The sequence below is a fragment of the Bordetella ansorpii genome (genome assembly GCF_900078315.1).
In the GTDB taxonomy this organism is placed as follows: Bacteria; Pseudomonadota; Gammaproteobacteria; order Burkholderiales; family Burkholderiaceae_B; genus Bordetella; species Bordetella ansorpii.
The window spans coordinates 1-15,354 of record NZ_FKBS01000006.1; the positions used below are offsets into that span (position 1 = coordinate 1).

The window sequence follows — 15,354 nt, forward strand, 5'->3', positions numbered from 1 at the left end:
GTAGCCCTTGGCTTCGCCGCCGAACTTCGTCGACAGAACCGTCGTGATCGCTGCCGTCAGCGTCGTTTTGCCGTGGTCAACGTGACCAATCGTACCCACGTTCACGTGCGGCTTGGTACGTTCAAACTTGCCTTTTGCCATGGCTGACTCCTGACTTGGGGATTGAAGCTTCTGACTTGAAGAGAAGGACTAGCGGGAATTCTTGGTGCCCATGACGCGGATCGAACGCGTGACCTCTCCCTTACCAAGGGAGTGCTCTACCACTGAGCCACATGGGCATGTAAAACCTGGAGCGGGTGAAGGGAATCGAACCCTCGTCGTAAGCTTGGAAGGCTTCTGCTCTACCATTGAGCTACACCCGCGGCATTACCCGTTCACCTGCTTTTAAATCTACGCACTTGCCGCCAGCCGCCTGGCAAACAAAAGCCAGGCAGACTGCACCTGGGCCTGTTTACCTTGCCGCTGCCACAAGCAAGTTGCTTTTGGCGAACAGCCTGGCTGACTACAAGATTCTTTGGTGGAGGAGGTTGGATTCGAACCAACGTAGGCGCAAGGCCAACAGATTTACAGTCTGCCCCCTTTAACCACTCGGGCACCCCTCCAGCGAAGATTTGAGATTATGCATGGTTCGATACGCTGTGTCAAACCAGGTCAGGGGTTTTCAGCGTCTTGATGCAAAAATTTTCTTCGCTAGCCAAATATCGGCTGCAATGCGGCCTGTTCCACGCCCGCTGCCAACGCCAGCATCAGCAGGATGCGGGCTTTCTGGGGGTTCAGTTCCCCCGCGGCGATGAAGCCTCGCGCATCGTCATCCACTTCGACGTTGCGGCCCACACGGCCCGAGCCCGTGCGGGTGGCGCGCACGACCGCCACGCCCTGCCCCGCCGCGCGTTCCAGGGCTTGCAGCGCGGCATCCGACGCGTTGCCGTCCCCGACGCCAGCCAGCACGATGCCACGCGCCCAGGAGGCCACGGAATCGATCAACGCGCCGTCCATGCCTGCATAGGCATACACGATGTCCACACGCGGCCATTCGCCTTCAGGCAAGGCATATTGCGCGTGCGCCCACGCAGCCGCGGCGCGCACGAAATGCGGCTGTCCCGCATGCATCGCGCCGGCGCGCCCGCCATTCGGCGATTCGAATGCATCCACACCGTTCGCGGACATCTTCTGCACCAGCGAGGCTTCGTGGATCTCGTCGTTCATCAGCACCAGCGGCCCACGCCCGGCGGCATGCGGATGCGCGGCCAGCGCGACGGCGTTGTACAGGTTTGCCGGACCATCCGCACCCAACGCGGTGGCCGGACGCATGGCGCCCACCAGCACCACGGGCTTGGTCCACGGCAGCACCAGGCTGAGCAGGTACGCGGTCTCTTCCAGCGTATCGGTGCCATGCGTGATGACGATGCCATCCACGGCCTCGTCGGCACACAGGGCGGCAACGCGTTCGGCCAGCACGGCCCAGGTGTCAAGCCCGATGTTCTGGCTGCCCACGCTGGCCACCTGCTCGGCCTGCAGGCGCGCCAGGCGATCCAGTCCGGGCACGGCCGACAGCAGCTGTTCGACGGGCAATGAACCCGCGCGATAGGCGCCGGACGATTGGCCGGTCTGCGCGCCGGCAATGGTGCCGCCGGTCGCCAGCAGCGCGATCGAGGGCAACGCGGCGTCAGGCATCGATCACTCCGGACAGGCCCTGGCGCTCGAGCAACGAATTCAGGTGTTCCCAGCCATGGAAGTCGATCACGATCTGGCCCTTCTCGCGCGCGCCGATCTTCAGCGAGACCCGCGTGCCGAGGTGATCGGACAGAGCCTCTTCCAGACGCACCACATCGCGCGACGCGCCCATGCTCTTCTTGCGCGGCGACTCCTCGGCATCCTTCTGCGTGCGGGCGACGAGCTTCTCGGCTTCGCGCACCGACAGGCGCTTGGCGACGATCTGGTTGGCCAACTGGATCTGCGTGGCGGCATCGACGGCCAGCAGCGCACGCGCATGGCCCATGTCGACATCTCCGGCCAGCAGCATCGTCTGCACGGGCGAAGCCAGGTTCAACAGACGCAGCAGGTTGCTGGTGGCCGACCGCGAGCGCCCGATGGCTTGCGCGGCCTGCTCATGGGTCAGGCCGAACTCGTCCAGCAGACGGCGCACGCCGTGGGCTTCTTCCAGCGGGTTGAGGTCTTCGCGCTGGATGTTCTCGATCAGCGCCATCACGGCCGCGTTCTCGTCGGCCACTTCGCGCACCAGCACCGGCACTTCCTTCAGGCCGGCCAGCTGCGCCGCGCGAAAACGCCGTTCGCCCGCGATGATTTCGTATTCGCCCTCGCCCTCAGCCTTGAGCGCGCGCACCAGGATGGGCTGCATGATGCCCTGGGTGCGGATCGACTCGGCCAATTCGGCCAGCGCGCCTTCGTCCATGCGCGTGCGCGGCTGGTACTTGCCGGCGCGCATGCGCGTGACCGGCAGCACCGTGGGCGGGCCTTCGGGCTGCTGTTGCGGCGTGGGCGCCTTGCCGATGTTGTCGATCACGGGCGAATCCGCACCCAGCAATGCATCCAGGCCACGGCCGAGTCCCTTGGGTTTTTTGGTCGCCATAAAGTGCAGTTCCTCTTTCTTTCAACGGGTGCTCGGCGGGCTCAGGCGGCCGCCATCAGGCAAAGATCGATACCAATATTCGTAGCGGTCGGACATGCCCAACCGCGCATACAGCGCACGCGCCGCCACGTTCTGTGGCTCGACCTGCAGATACGCCTGGCGCGCGCCGCGCCGCGATGCGCTGGCCATCAGGTAGTGCATGAGTTGCGTGGCGATGCCCTGCCCTCGCCGCTGGGCCGACGTGACCACGTCGAAGATGCCCATCAGGCCGCCATCGAACACGGCGAGCGCCGCGGCGATGCAGTCGCCCTGCGCATCGCGCGCCAGCACGCACAGCTTGTCCACGGCCAGCGCGTCGACGCGCGCGGCGTGTTCGGAGATATCCACATCGCTTGAACCGCGCAACCGGCCGACTGCCGTGCAAAACGTTTGCGCGTCCACCGGTTCCACGCGCAGGGCTGTAGACAAGGGCGATGTGCCGGCAGGAATGGGACCTGCCATCACGCGCGTGTGCTCGTATGCCATGAAACCGCGCGCCTGCAATGCACCGTCCAGCGAGGGATCGGCGCACAGCGACGTCAGGCGGAACAGCAGCGGCAGGCGATGGCGCGCATACCAATCGGCGCAATGGGCCAGGCGCTCGTCGAGCCCTGTTGTGGACAAGCCCAACACGCTGATGCTGCGCACACGCTTCACCCGCGAGGGCGACCAGCGCACCAGCCAGCCTTCATACAGCATCTGCTGGCGAACCGCGGTGGCGTTGAGCGCGGCTTCCTCGAGACGCAGCAGCTCGCCTCGCGCCGCGTCCCGCACGAATGCGGGACGCGGCGCGTCTTGCACCGGCATGACAGGAGAGCTGCTTTCCATGATGGTCAGATCGATGCGTCCATCGTCTTGACGCGTTCGATCATCTCGGCGCCGAACGAGATGTAAGCCTGGGCGCCGCGCGAGGCGCGATCGTAGATCACGCCGGGCATGCCGTAGCTGGGCGCCTCGGCCAGGCGCACGTTGCGCGGCACCACGGTCTTGAACACCTTGTCGCCGAAGTGCGCCTCGAGCTGCGCCGAGACCTGCTGCTGCAACGTCATGCGCGGGTCGAACATCACGCGCAACAGACCGATCACGCGCAGGTCGCTGTTGATGTTGCGATGGACGCGCTTGATGGTGTTGACCAGGTCGGACAGGCCTTCCAGTGCGAAGTATTCGCACTGCATCGGAATGATGACGCCGTGCGCGGCGGCCAGGCCGTTCAACGTCAACAGCGACAACGTGGGCGGGCAATCGATCAGCACGAAGTCGTACTGCTCGGCCACGGTGAGAATGGCTTCCTTCAACTGACGCTCGCGCGCTTCCATCTCGACCAGGTCGATCTCGGCGCCAGCCAGTTCGCGGTTGGCGGGCAGCACGTCGTAACCACCCGGTTCGGAACGCACGCGCGCATTCTCGATGGACGAGTCGCCAATCAGCACCTGGTACAAGGTCGCGTGCAGCGTGCCCTTGTCGATGCCGCTGCCCATGGTGGCGTTGCCCTGCGGGTCGAGGTCGACCAGCAGCACTCGCTGCCCTTGCGTGGCAAGACCCGCCGCGAGATTGATGGCGGTGGTGGTCTTGCCCACGCCGCCCTTTTGATTGGCGATGCAGAAGATGCGGGCGGACTGGCTGGGCGGATTGGTGGTCATTGGGTTCCTTCTTGGCGATTCTTAGCGACGGCGCATCCAGATCAAGCAGCGCTGGGCATCCAGCTCGGGCACGGTCAGCGGTTCGATGCGCTGCACTTGCCACACGCCCTGCGCATGCAAGGCGTCGATTTCAGCATCAGGGGTCTTGCCTTTCATGGCGACCAGATCGCCATCCTCTCGCACGTGACGGCCGGACCATGCCGCGAAATCCTCGAGCGAGGCGAACGCCCGCGACACGACCATGTCGCAGCCGGCGGGCTCCAGCGCTTCGATGCGGGCATGCCTGGCCTGCAGATTCGGCAGGCCGAGCGAGCCACTCATCTGACGCACGAAAGCCATCTTCTTGTCCACGGCATCCACGCACGTCACCTGCCAGCCAGGCTGCAGCGTGGCCAGCACAACGCCCGGTAATCCTCCGCCCGATCCCACGTCCATGATGGTCGCTTGCTCGCCCAGCACGCCGGCCAGCGGACGCACGACAGCCAGGCTGTCGAACACGTGATGGACCAGCATCTGCTCGCCATCGCGGATCGCGGTGAGGTTGTAGGTGCGGTTCCAGCGCTGCAACTGCGCGACGTAGCGCAGCAGCGTGTCGAGCTGCTGCGGCAGGACATCCAGCGCCATCTGCTGGCAAGCCGCGGTCAGCCGATCCAGGGCGTCGGCGGTGAGGGTTTCTGCTGGACTCATGCGGCCTGCTTGCGCGCGCTGTAGTGCAAGCGCTTGAGATGGATCAACAGCAACGAGATCGCAGCAGGCGTGACGCCCGAAATGCGCGCCGCCTGGCCGATGGTTTCGGGGCGATGCGTCTTGAGCTTCTGGCGAACTTCGAACGACAGGCTGGTCACGGCGTCGTAATCGAGGTCGGCGGGCAGCACCTGCTGCTCGTGTGCGGCGTGCTTCTGCACCTCGTCCTGCTGGCGGGCGATGTAGCCGGCGTATTTGGTCTGGATCTCGACCTGTTCCGACAGGATCTCGTCATCGCCCAGGCCGGGGCCGGCCAGCAGCTCGCCGTCGTCCCGGCGCGCCTGCATCAGGCGGGTGTAGCTGACGTTCGGGCGGCGAAGCAGGTCTGACAGTGAGTACTCACGTTCAATCGCCTTGCCCAATAATGCTTCGGCTTGTTCGGCGGGCAACAGACGAGGATTGACCCACGTCGATTTCAAACGCTGCAATTCATTCTCGATCGCATCGCGTTTGCGGCTGAAGGCATCCCAACGCACGTCATCGACCAGGCCCAATTTTCGGCCGATTTCCGTCAATCGCAGATCTGCATTGTCTTCACGCAAGCTGAGCCGATATTCGGCACGCGACGTGAACATGCGATAGGGCTCGGTGACGCCGCGGGTAACCAGATCATCGACCAACACGCCAAGGTAGGCCTCATCGCGGCGCGGCGTCCAGGGTTCCTTGCCTTGCGCAAGCAGTGCCGCGTTGACGCCGGCCAGCAAGCCTTGCGCGGCGGCCTCTTCGTAGCCCGTGGTGCCGTTGATCTGGCCAGCGAAAAACAGATTCGAGATAGCCTTGGTTTCAAGCGTGGACTTCAACCCACGTGGATCGAAATAATCGTATTCGATGGCATAGCCAGGCCGCAGGATGTGCGCCTGTTCCAAGCCCGGCAATGAGCGGATCAGGTCGAGCTGGACATCGAAGGGCAAGCTGGTCGACACGCCGTTCGGATAGACCTCGTGGGTATCCAGACCCTCAGGCTCCAGAAAGACCTGGTGCGAAGACTTGTCTGCGAAGCGATGAATCTTGTCTTCGATGGAGGGGCAATACCGCGGGCCCACTCCTTCGATCACGCCGCTGTACATCGGCGACCGATCCAGTCCACCACGAATGATGTCGTGGGTGCGCGCGTTGGTGTGCGTGATCCAGCACGGCAATTGGCGCGGATGCATCGCGGCATTGCCCAGGTACGAGAACACGGGGATCGGATCGAGATCGCCGGGCTGCTCTTCGAGGATGCTGTAGTTGATGGTGCGACCATCGATACGCGGCGGCGTACCGGTCTTCAGGCGGCCTTGCGGCAGCTGCAATTCCTTTAGCCGCGCTCCCAGCGAGGTGGCTGGCGGATCGCCGGCGCGGCCACCGGAGTAGTTCTGTAGACCGACGTGGATGAGACCATTGAGGAACGTGCCGGCAGTCAGCACTACCGAGCGGGCCCGGAACTTCAGGCCGATCTGCGTCACCGCACCGACCACCTTGTTGCCCTCTACCATCAGGTCATCGACGGCCTGCTGGAACAGCCACAGATTGGGCTGGTTTTCCAAGCGGGTACGAATGGCCTTGCGATACAGCACTCGGTCGGCTTGCGCACGCGTGGCTCGGACGGCAGGTCCCTTCGAGCCATTGAGAATACGAAACTGGATACCCGCTTCGTCCGTGGCGATAGCCATGGCTCCGCCCAGCGCGTCCACTTCTTTGACGAGATGGCCCTTCCCTATCCCGCCGATCGAGGGGTTGCAGGACATCTGTCCCAGCGTCTCGATGTTATGGGTGAGAAGCAAAGTGGTTGCGCCGGTACGAGCAGAAGCCAGAGCGGCTTCCGTACCAGCGTGACCGCCACCAACGACGATCACATCAAATTCGCGGGGGAAATCCATGATGGGCAGAGATAAAGAGCTTGGTGTTCATTATAGGCGCAGCGGATTGATGTTTCACGTGAAACATGGGAGTAGCCGGTGGCTAGTTGGATTGGTGCGGCGGTTTGGCCACTATCGGGGTGATGTTTCACGTGGAACATTGGAAGCAGGTCCGTCTGGGAAGCGCCAGACGCCTGGAGGGTCCGTCCCTGAGGATGCCTGCTTCTGAGGATGCCTATTTCGGGATGGGAGTACGGGTTGGCAGATCTATGTGCTCTCTTCGATAGAGCCGAAGGAGCATGATGGAAGAGCGAGGGATTGATGCCGGTGGCTTCGATCCCCTGGTCAGGTCTTCCTATCCTGCCTCAACCTTGTCTTGATTCTGCAGGAACAATAGGCCCGAGCAGCTAGCCTTGCTGATAGGGCATCGACTCTGACAGGAAGGCTGAAGGTGAACCTCCCTCTTGGGCGAATACCTGTAATGACATCTGGACAGGTATGGCCATCGTCTAATGACCTAGGTCGCCCCCTATCGCGCATGGCGCTGTGACGCTTGGCCCCCGATGCCCTACTTGTTGATTCCATCTTTTGATGCGTGGCAAATCGCCCGCTAGGTTTTCCCTCAACCCATTCCGCCGAAACCGGCTGTATGTTTCACGTGAAACATCGACTAGCCGCCCGCATGACACGGCCAGAAGCCGCAATTCGATCATCTTCCAGTGCTCCTATGCGGCACCGGAAAATCTGGGAACGCCAAGTCACACCAACCCGTTGAAAGGACCTGCAGCGCCTCCCCATGTCACTCATGGCTAATCCAATCAGCTGACATCGGACTACCTAAGCCCAGGCATATCCATCGACCCGATCAGGGTGCAGCACTTCAATGAGGACCTCTATGGGACCAGTGGATGATGAGGATATCCATCTCCAGATACCGGATTTATCAAAGCACGCGAGGAGCACAATTCGAGGGAGAAAGCCAAGAGGCTGATGGGCAAATATGGACAAGACGGCTACGCAGCAGAGCAAACAACTGAACAGCCGAACCTCTTGGATTTGCACCAACTTCCTGGGTGGACGAACCCTGCCCCCGATACCAGGCCGGTTCGATAGGTCAGGCAATCCTATCCCAGGACAGAGATACTCAAAGCCCACTCCCCGAGTCGTCTCGCTTACTCCCAGCATCCCTCAACCCGGAGAGCTAGGTTAGCCCCAGCGCAGATGCGCATCACCTGGGCCGCCCCGCCGCCTGAATCGACCTCGACCTATATCGAATACGGTTCGGCAAGAAGACCGGAAACGTCAGGCGAATCCAACCATGAGGCGGCCCCCGCACAGACCGGGCTCGACGCCCTTTGCTTCGACGACATAACCGAGGTGTGACCCCACCTAACCAGGCATCCGAAATCCGAAGCTCCCAGCACGCTGCGGGCCACAAGCGGGCAAGCGAGACGGCCTATCCCCCCGAGCCAGCATGAACGTGTACGTCCATTCCCTACTTCAACCGGAAAAAACCAGCACGCCAGGTCCAATGTGCGGTCCCATAGTTACGCCGATACGAAACGCGCTGGTTGTGTCATGGCGTCGTTGCGAATCCCCGCGAGACCAACGGGTATCACTGGGGTTCGCGCGCCTAGCCCTGACCCATGCCGACGTACCTATGGGACAGCACACTCGCTCCGATCAAGCACAGGACCATGCCTGCCACTACGCACTCCGCAGCAACAGCCTTCGGCTATCCGGCATGGGGGCTCTGAGATTCTCTCCGCCAGCTTTGCCATATGCCCGTCGGACTCACGAACAATCTGCATCGGAGACGACAACAACGGCATCACCATGACCATTTCACGTGAAGACGAACTGGCCTGCGGGCATCCCTTTTTCCGGCTGTCCAAAGGGCGCTCGACAGAACGGGAGCGGACTTGCTCCGCCACCGACAACCGGATACGCATGGCACAGAAACGATTCCGATCCCTGCCCCAGCCATGTCTCGACGAATCGCCGATCTATTCAAGTCCAGCCCTCTGGCCGATCTCCACCATTTCCCTGGGCAGCGGGTCCTTCAGCAGTAAAGCCTGCCGACCTGGATGAAACCGGTGCAGCGCACGAATACCGTATGTCTCGCATCGCCCGGACTGCCAGCGGACCGGGCTGCCGAAAGACGGCAAACCTGCTGGTCCGGGCGGCTCGTTGGTCTGGCGATGGCCAGGCTTATCGACTTGAACGATCGAATCGTCATCGAATCGTCGGCTGTGAACAACCGAGAACCACCGTCCTTCTCCGTCAGTAACGCATCACCTGTGGACATCTCATTCCTTCAATATCCGGCCGGGCAACAGGAGTGCAGGTTCATACTTATCCCCAGCCTGGATGGAGCCAATGGATTGCCCCATTCGCCAGCAAGGGCAGCGACCTGTAGCATCAATCAGATGTCCACAGGCCCGAATCATTGCTGTGGAGTACTTACCGCAATCCTCTTCCCCTCCTGGGGACAATGGCAGATATTCGCCCATGCCGTCCAACGGCACGGCTGTTGATAACCTCAAATCGAGTTGCCAACATCCTGCGCCGAGAATGACTTGCCCGATATCCACAGCCAACGACCGAGCACACGCGCAGCCGGCAACTAAAACGGCTATGCACTCAATCTCGGTCTTGACGATTATCGATATAAAGTATCAATAACAAATAGATACACAAATAAAGCCAATTGTATCGTTCCACGTGAAACCGTCCATACCCCAAGGCATGCGCTATCGCTTCGATAGGCAGGCTCGAGCCGAGACACACATTGCTCGCGGAATCCGTTCGAAAATACTCACGCTGTGGAGAAACCGAACCTTGGACGTCGGCAAAGAGATGGGCATGCCATCCGATGGGCGGCTGTGGACAAAATATCCCTGACACGCATCAGCGCGCACCACAGACTTGTTCCACGATGAACAGCCAAAGCCAGTTAATCCCCAACAATATCCACAAGCCTGGACCCAACTTGGGGCGCCGAATCCGACGCTACAAAAGCTCGAAAGTTTGTGGATATCTATGTGAGCAACACGAGGAACAAGGTTTGGCGAAGGGGGTCGCTGTGCGGGACGTGACATCTGCTCAGTTAGAGAAAATCCCACCACATAGGCATATAAGCGCACGAGGTGCGGTATTTCAGGCTAAAAAGCGGCAGATCGGACTGTCAATATCCCATTTCTTGATACTCACAGACTTCATCAGGAATCTCTTACGCTTGGGCAGAAAGACAATCCAGCATGTGTAAAACTGTATTACGCCGTTGTCCGGAACTCACTGACGTGGCTGCTGTGAAATCAGGTCAAGCACACCGCCTACCTCAAGTTATCCACAGAACGGGCCGAGGGACTACGCGTAATCCAAACGGGTGATAGGGAGCCTCAATTTGTACAGGTACAAACATGAACGCCCCACTCGTCAGCAACGGGTGGGGCGTCAAAGATCGGCGCCGGGGCGCCTTATCAGGAAAGCCGGCAGGGATTACAGCGGGCGGATTTCCGCGGCCTGCGGACCCTTGGGGCCGTCTTTCACTTCATATTCGACTTCCTGGCCTTCGTTCAGGCTGCGGTAGCCGCGGCCCTGAATCGCCGAGAAATGAGCGAACACTTCCGTGCCACCCTCGTCCGGCGTGATGAAACCATAGCCTTTGTCAGCGTTGAACCACTTGACCTTGCCTTTTTGAGCCATTTGTATAGCGTCCAGATGATGAAAAACGAAATGCAAGTGAATCAAGGACGCTGAGACCTACAACCTGGCGGGCGGGACGCCCATGGAAGTGGCGTGAGGCCAATCTGGATACTGCAACCAAGCTTGCGCACTGCTTGAGTCAACTGCAGGGGCAGCATACTCAGGCCCCTGGCGGGATACAACTAGCTGTTTACCCCAATGTCGAATTTCTTTCAGTTCCCTATAAGGCGCTCCCGGCTCTGCGCCGCCCCTCTGGGGAAGACGTATCATCCCTCCCAATAATCCATCAGGCAGGGCCGCGAACGCCCTGCCCGGCCGACCGCATCACGCTGACACACTCCCCCCATGATCCGTTCAAAACTCCCCGACGTAGGCACCACCATCTTCACCGTCATGAGCCGCCTGGCCATCGAGCACAAGGCCATCAACCTGGGCCAGGGGTTCCCCGACTTCGATCCGGATCCGAAGCTGTGCGAACTGGTGTCCAAGGCCATGGCCGAGGGGCACAACCAGTATCCCTACATGCCTGGCGTGGCGCCGCTGCGCGCGGCCATCGCCGACAAGGTGAAGACCCTGTACGGCCATGCCTACGATCCGGAAACAGAAATCACCGTGACCAGCGGCGCGACGGAAGCGTTGATGGCCACGGTGCTGGCCGCGGTGAATACGGGCGACGAAGTGGTGGTGATCGAGCCCTGCTACGACTCCTACTTGCCCGCCATCCGCCTGGCGGGCGGCACGGCGGTGCCGGTGCCGCTGCGTCCTCCCACGGAAGCGGATCCGTACTACCGGATCGACTGGCAACGCGTGCGCGACGCCATCACGCCGCGCACGCGGCTGCTGATGCTGAACTTCCCGCACAATCCCACCGGCGCGGTGCTGCAGGAAAGCGATCTGGACGCGCTGGAAGCCATCGTGCGCGACACCGGCATCCTGTTGGTGTCCGACGAGGTGTACGAGCACATCGTGTTCGACGGCGTGCCGCACAACAGCCTGGCGCGCCGGCCACTGCTGGCGCAGCATGCCTTCATCATCTCGTCGTTCGGCAAGACCTATCACACGACGGGCTGGAAGATCGGCTATTGCTGCGCGCCGCGCGAACTGAGCGCCGAGCTGCGCAAGGTGCACCAGTTCATGGTGTTCACGGTGCCCTCGCCGATGCAGTTCGCACTGGCCGAGTACATGAAGGAACCGCAGCCTTATCTGAATCTGCCGGCTTTCTACCAGGCCAAGCGCGACCGCCTGGCCGCGGGCCTGGCGGATACGCAATTCCGCCCCCTGCCCAGTCCCGGCACGTTCTTCATGCTGGCCGACTACAGCGCGCTGTCGCAGCAGAAAGAAGGCGATTTCGCACAACAGTTGACGGTCGAACACGGCGTCACCGTGATCCCCGTATCGGCCTTCTATCGCGATCCCGACGCGGCCGAATCGAACCACCAGATCGTGCGTTTCTGCTTCGCGAAACGCGATGCCACGCTGGACAGCGCAATAGAACGCCTGAAGAAAGTTAAGGCCTGAACCAATTCGTTTTAGGCCTCAACCAATCGGGCAAGCTCGGCATCACGATGCATCGCGCGAACGCGCCAGGCCTGCCCGCACATCAACGTTCGACCCATAAAAAAGGGGCCGCGGCAGCGGCCCCTGCAAACGTCAGCCAGGCGAATCAGCCAGCGGCGTCCTGCTTGCGCTTGCGGCGCAGCATACGCATCAGCAACGGCACACCCACCACGGCTACGGCGGCAACCCACAGACCTTTCGACACGCCGCTTGCGAACAGCACGGAGAGTTCACCATCGGTGATCGACAACGCGCGGCGCAGGTTCTGCTCCATCATGTCGCCCAGCACCACGCCCAGCACCATCGGCGCCATCGGCACATTGAACTTGCGCAGGAAGTAGCCCAGCGTACCGAGCGCGACCACCATCAGCAGATCGAACGAACCGGCGTTGATGGCGTACACACCGATGTAGCTGATGCACAGGATGCCCGGGACCATCAACCAGCCCGGCACGGACAACACCTTGGCGAAGATACGCACCATCGGCACGTTCATCACGAACAGCAGCACGTTGGCGATGAACAGCGAAGCAATCAGGCCCCACACCAGTTCGGGCTTGGTGTCGAACAGCACAGGACCCGGCGTGATGTTGTAGAGCGTCAGCGCGCCCATCATCACAGCGGTGGTGCCCGAACCCGGCACGCCCAGCGTCAGCATCGGCACGAAGGAGCCAATGGCGGAAGCCGTCGCCGCCGCTTCGGGGGCCACCAGGCCGCGCATGTCCCCTTTGCCGAATTTCGCATTGGGATCTTTCGCTTCGTTGATGCGCTTCTCTTGCGAATAGGCCACGGCAGCCGCCACGCTGGCACCCGCGCCCGGCAGCACGCCGACCACGAAACCGACCAGTGCGCTGCGCACCACGCTCCACCACGTGAAGACCATCTCGGCCAGGTTGAACAGCTTGCGGCCGCTGGGCTTGACCTCGACGCTCTGTCCGGCCACGACCTTCTCGAGCATTTCCAGCATCTCGGCCACGGCGAACAGCGCGATCACGACAACCACGAAGTCGATACCGTCGGACAGATGCACCATGTCGAAGGTGTAGCGATACACGCCGGAGTTCGCGTCCACGCCGATCACCGAAATGAACAGGCCGATCATCGCCGCCAGCACGCCTTTCACGGGCTCCTTGCCCAGCAGGCTGGTCAGGCAGCAGAACGCGAACACCATCAGCACGAAGTACTCGGCGGGACCGAATGCCAATGCCCACTTGGCCAGCAACGGGGCCAGGATGATGATGCCGGTGACCGACACGATGGCGCCGAAGAACGCCGACCAGGCCGACAGCGACAGCGCCACGCTGGCCAGCCCCTGACGGGCCAGCGGATAGCCGTCCAGCGTCGTCATGATCGCGCTGGCTTCGCCCGGCACGTTCAGCAGGATCGAGGTGATGCGGCCGCCGTACTCGGCGCCCACGTACACCGCGGCCAGCAGGATCAGCGCAGTCTCGGGCGGCAGATTCATCGCGAACGCGATGGGAATCAGCATGGCCACGCCGTTGATGGGCCCCAGGCCGGGCAGCACGCCCACCATGGTGCCGAAGAAGGAACCGATGGCGGCGACGAGCAGGTTGGTCAGCGAGAACGCGACCCCGAAGCCGATCGCCAGGTGATCGAAAATCCCACTCATAGCAATCCCCCAAGGACGCCCGTAGGCAGCACGACGTCGAGCACTTTGTCGAACAACAGGAAGAACAGCACGCCCATGACCACGCCGCCCAGGGCGCACTTGCCCCAGGCGCCGCCGAACAGGCGGCCGACGAAGATCGTCATCAGCACGGTGGCCAGCACGAAGCCCAGCCACTGGAACAACAGCGCGTAGATCGCGGCGTACACCACCATCATGAAGATGCGGCCGTTGGCGCCGGGAGGATTCGCTTCCATCCGCTGGCCTCCCTTGAAGACCAGCCACAGCCCACAGAGGGCGATGATGACGGCCAGCAGCATGGGGAAGGCGCGCGGACCGACGGGTTCGTATGAGAACGGCGCCTCGATGTCCCAGCCGCCCCAGGTAATGAAGGCGGCCAGGAGCAGGGCGAAGACGCCCAAAATCCGATCATTCATGATCAATGGTTCCTGGAGTTGGCGCGAAAGCGCCGCCCGCGGCGCCATCGTGAGACGCCGTCGGGCAATGTGCGGTACGCGCGACGGACATGCGGCCCGCTGCCGTGCGTCCGCCGCCGATCCGCGTCTTACTTCTTGATCAGGCCAAAGCTGTCGGCCAGTTCGGTGTACTGCTTGACCTGCTGCTTCACGTAGTCGTCCAGGTCCTTGCCCGTCTTGTTGAACGGGAACAGGCCCTGCTGGTCGCGCAGCTTGGTGTATTCGGGATCGGCCATCATCTTGTTGAAGGCATCGACCCAGAACTGGTAGTCGGCGTCCGACACCTTGGGACCGACGTAGAAGCCGCGGATGATCGGCCAGACGATGTCGTAGCCCTGTTCCTTGGCGGTCGGCACGTCGGCCAGCTTGCCCGGCAGGCGGTCGCTGTTGAACACGGCCAGGATGCGGATCGGCGCACCGCCTTCCAGCATCGTGAAGGCTTCGGCCGCATCGCCCATGTAGGCCTGGATGTGGCCGCCGCGCAGCGCGGTGACGGCTTCGCCGCCGCCTTCGAACGCCACGAAGCGCATGCGCTTGAAGTCGACGCCGGCCGCCTTGGCCGTCAGCGCTGCCTTCATCCAGTCCTGGCTGCCCACGGTACCGCCGGCGCCCAGCACGATCTTGGTCGGATCGGTCTTGAAGGCGTCCATCAGGCTCTTCAGATCCTTGTACGGGGAATCGGCGCGCACCACGGCCACGCCGTAATCGGTACCGATGCCCGAGACCCAGCGCACGTCGTTGACGGAATACTTGCCGAACTTGCCTTGGGCGAGGTTCAGCAGCGAGCCGCCCGAATACGCCACGATGGTGCCGGGCTCGTTCGGGTGCTGGGCGACGATGTTGTTGTAGGCCACGGCGCCGATGCCGCCGGGCATGTAGACCACGCGCATGGGGGATTTGAGCGCGCCGCTGTGCTTGAGGCCTTCGGTGGCCAGGCGGCAGGTCAGGTCGAAGCCGCCCCCAGGCTGGGCCGGGGCGATGCACTCGGGGCGGCGGGGTTCGTCGGCGGCCTGGGCCGCCTGGGCCAGCGAAAGAAGGGTCAGCGCGACTGCGCCCAATGCCGCGCCGAGGCGCGTTTTCAGCGGGATCTGCATCTTGCGGTCTCCGTCAGGTTTGTAGGTGTAGGTCTGCGCGG

At 62.1% G+C, this 15,354-nt stretch carries 13 protein-coding genes and 3 tRNA genes; 2 read left to right on the plus strand and 14 right to left on the minus strand.

The features are described from left to right. The 10 genes from A7W11_RS01145 to mnmG form a co-directional block, all read right to left on the minus strand. Positions 1-141 (minus strand): GTP-binding protein (locus tag A7W11_RS01145; protein ID WP_230846631.1); only part of this gene is annotated, 141 nt, incomplete at its 3' end. 62 nt (positions 142-203) lie between these two features. Then, positions 204-278: transfer RNA gene (locus A7W11_RS01150), tRNA-Thr, on the minus strand. 10 nt (positions 279-288) lie between these two features. Next, positions 289-362 (minus strand) — tRNA-Gly (locus A7W11_RS01155). A gap of 153 nt (positions 363-515) precedes the next feature. Further along, positions 516-602, minus strand: a tRNA-Tyr gene (locus A7W11_RS01160). Positions 603-690: 88 nt separating this feature from the next. Beyond that, on the minus strand, positions 691-1,674 hold the full coding sequence (locus tag A7W11_RS01165) for an asparaginase (protein WP_066406666.1): 984 nt from the start codon (positions 1,672-1,674) through the stop codon (positions 691-693). Further along, entirely contained in the window at positions 1,667-2,590 is a 924-nt protein-coding gene (locus A7W11_RS01170; protein WP_066406667.1) for a ParB/RepB/Spo0J family partition protein, read from the minus strand. Before A7W11_RS01170 ends, A7W11_RS01165 begins: the two co-directional genes overlap by 8 nt. Before the next feature lie 21 nt (positions 2,591-2,611). Further along, complete coding sequence (locus tag A7W11_RS01175) at positions 2,612-3,436, minus strand: GNAT family N-acetyltransferase (protein ID WP_066406669.1); 825 nt, start codon at positions 3,434-3,436, stop codon at positions 2,612-2,614. Positions 3,437-3,462: 26 nt separating this feature from the next. After that, complete coding sequence (locus tag A7W11_RS01180) at positions 3,463-4,269, minus strand: ParA family protein (protein WP_066406670.1); 807 nt, start codon at positions 4,267-4,269, stop codon at positions 3,463-3,465. Positions 4,270-4,290: 21 nt separating this feature from the next. Then, a complete protein-coding gene (rsmG, locus tag A7W11_RS01185; protein WP_066406671.1) occupies positions 4,291-4,956 on the minus strand; it encodes a 16S rRNA (guanine(527)-N(7))-methyltransferase RsmG in 666 nt (221 codons plus the stop codon). Continuing rightward, positions 4,953-6,872, minus strand: coding sequence for a tRNA uridine-5-carboxymethylaminomethyl(34) synthesis enzyme MnmG (gene mnmG, locus A7W11_RS01190; RefSeq protein ID WP_066406672.1), 1,920 nt, complete (start codon positions 6,870-6,872; stop codon positions 4,953-4,955). The genes rsmG and mnmG overlap by 4 nt, the downstream gene beginning before the upstream one ends. 1,200 nt (positions 6,873-8,072) lie before the next feature. On the opposite strand from mnmG, the gene A7W11_RS27835 reads away from it, so the two are divergent. After that, entirely contained in the window at positions 8,073-8,234 is a 162-nt protein-coding gene (locus A7W11_RS27835) for a hypothetical protein (protein WP_156522958.1), read from the plus strand. Between the two features lie 2,118 nt (positions 8,235-10,352). Here A7W11_RS27835 and A7W11_RS01195 read toward each other — a convergent pair. Beyond that, positions 10,353-10,559 carry a cold-shock protein gene (locus A7W11_RS01195; RefSeq protein WP_066124644.1) on the minus strand — a complete coding sequence of 69 codons (207 nt, stop codon included), beginning with the start codon at positions 10,557-10,559 and terminating at the stop codon, positions 10,353-10,355. A 345-nt stretch (positions 10,560-10,904) separates the two neighbouring features. Here A7W11_RS01195 and A7W11_RS01200 point away from each other — a divergent pair, with 345 nt between their 5' ends. Next, positions 10,905-12,077 carry a pyridoxal phosphate-dependent aminotransferase gene (locus tag A7W11_RS01200; RefSeq protein WP_066406673.1) on the plus strand — a complete coding sequence of 391 codons (1,173 nt, stop codon included), beginning with the start codon at positions 10,905-10,907 and terminating at the stop codon, positions 12,075-12,077. A gap of 145 nt (positions 12,078-12,222) precedes the next feature. Here A7W11_RS01200 and A7W11_RS01205 read toward each other — a convergent pair whose 3' ends face one another. From A7W11_RS01205 to A7W11_RS01215, 3 genes are all read right to left on the minus strand, one after another. Continuing rightward, positions 12,223-13,746 (minus strand): tripartite tricarboxylate transporter permease, encoded by a 1,524-nt coding sequence (locus A7W11_RS01205; protein WP_066406674.1) that lies wholly within the window; start codon positions 13,744-13,746, stop codon positions 12,223-12,225. Beyond that, positions 13,743-14,180, minus strand: a complete 438-nt coding sequence (locus A7W11_RS01210; protein WP_066406675.1) for a tripartite tricarboxylate transporter TctB family protein — start codon at positions 14,178-14,180, stop codon at positions 13,743-13,745. Before A7W11_RS01210 ends, A7W11_RS01205 begins: the two co-directional genes overlap by 4 nt. A gap of 128 nt (positions 14,181-14,308) precedes the next feature. After that, on the minus strand, positions 14,309-15,313 hold the full coding sequence (locus tag A7W11_RS01215) for a Bug family tripartite tricarboxylate transporter substrate binding protein (RefSeq protein WP_066406677.1): 1,005 nt from the start codon (positions 15,311-15,313) through the stop codon (positions 14,309-14,311). Positions 15,314-15,354: the final 41 nt, after the last annotated feature.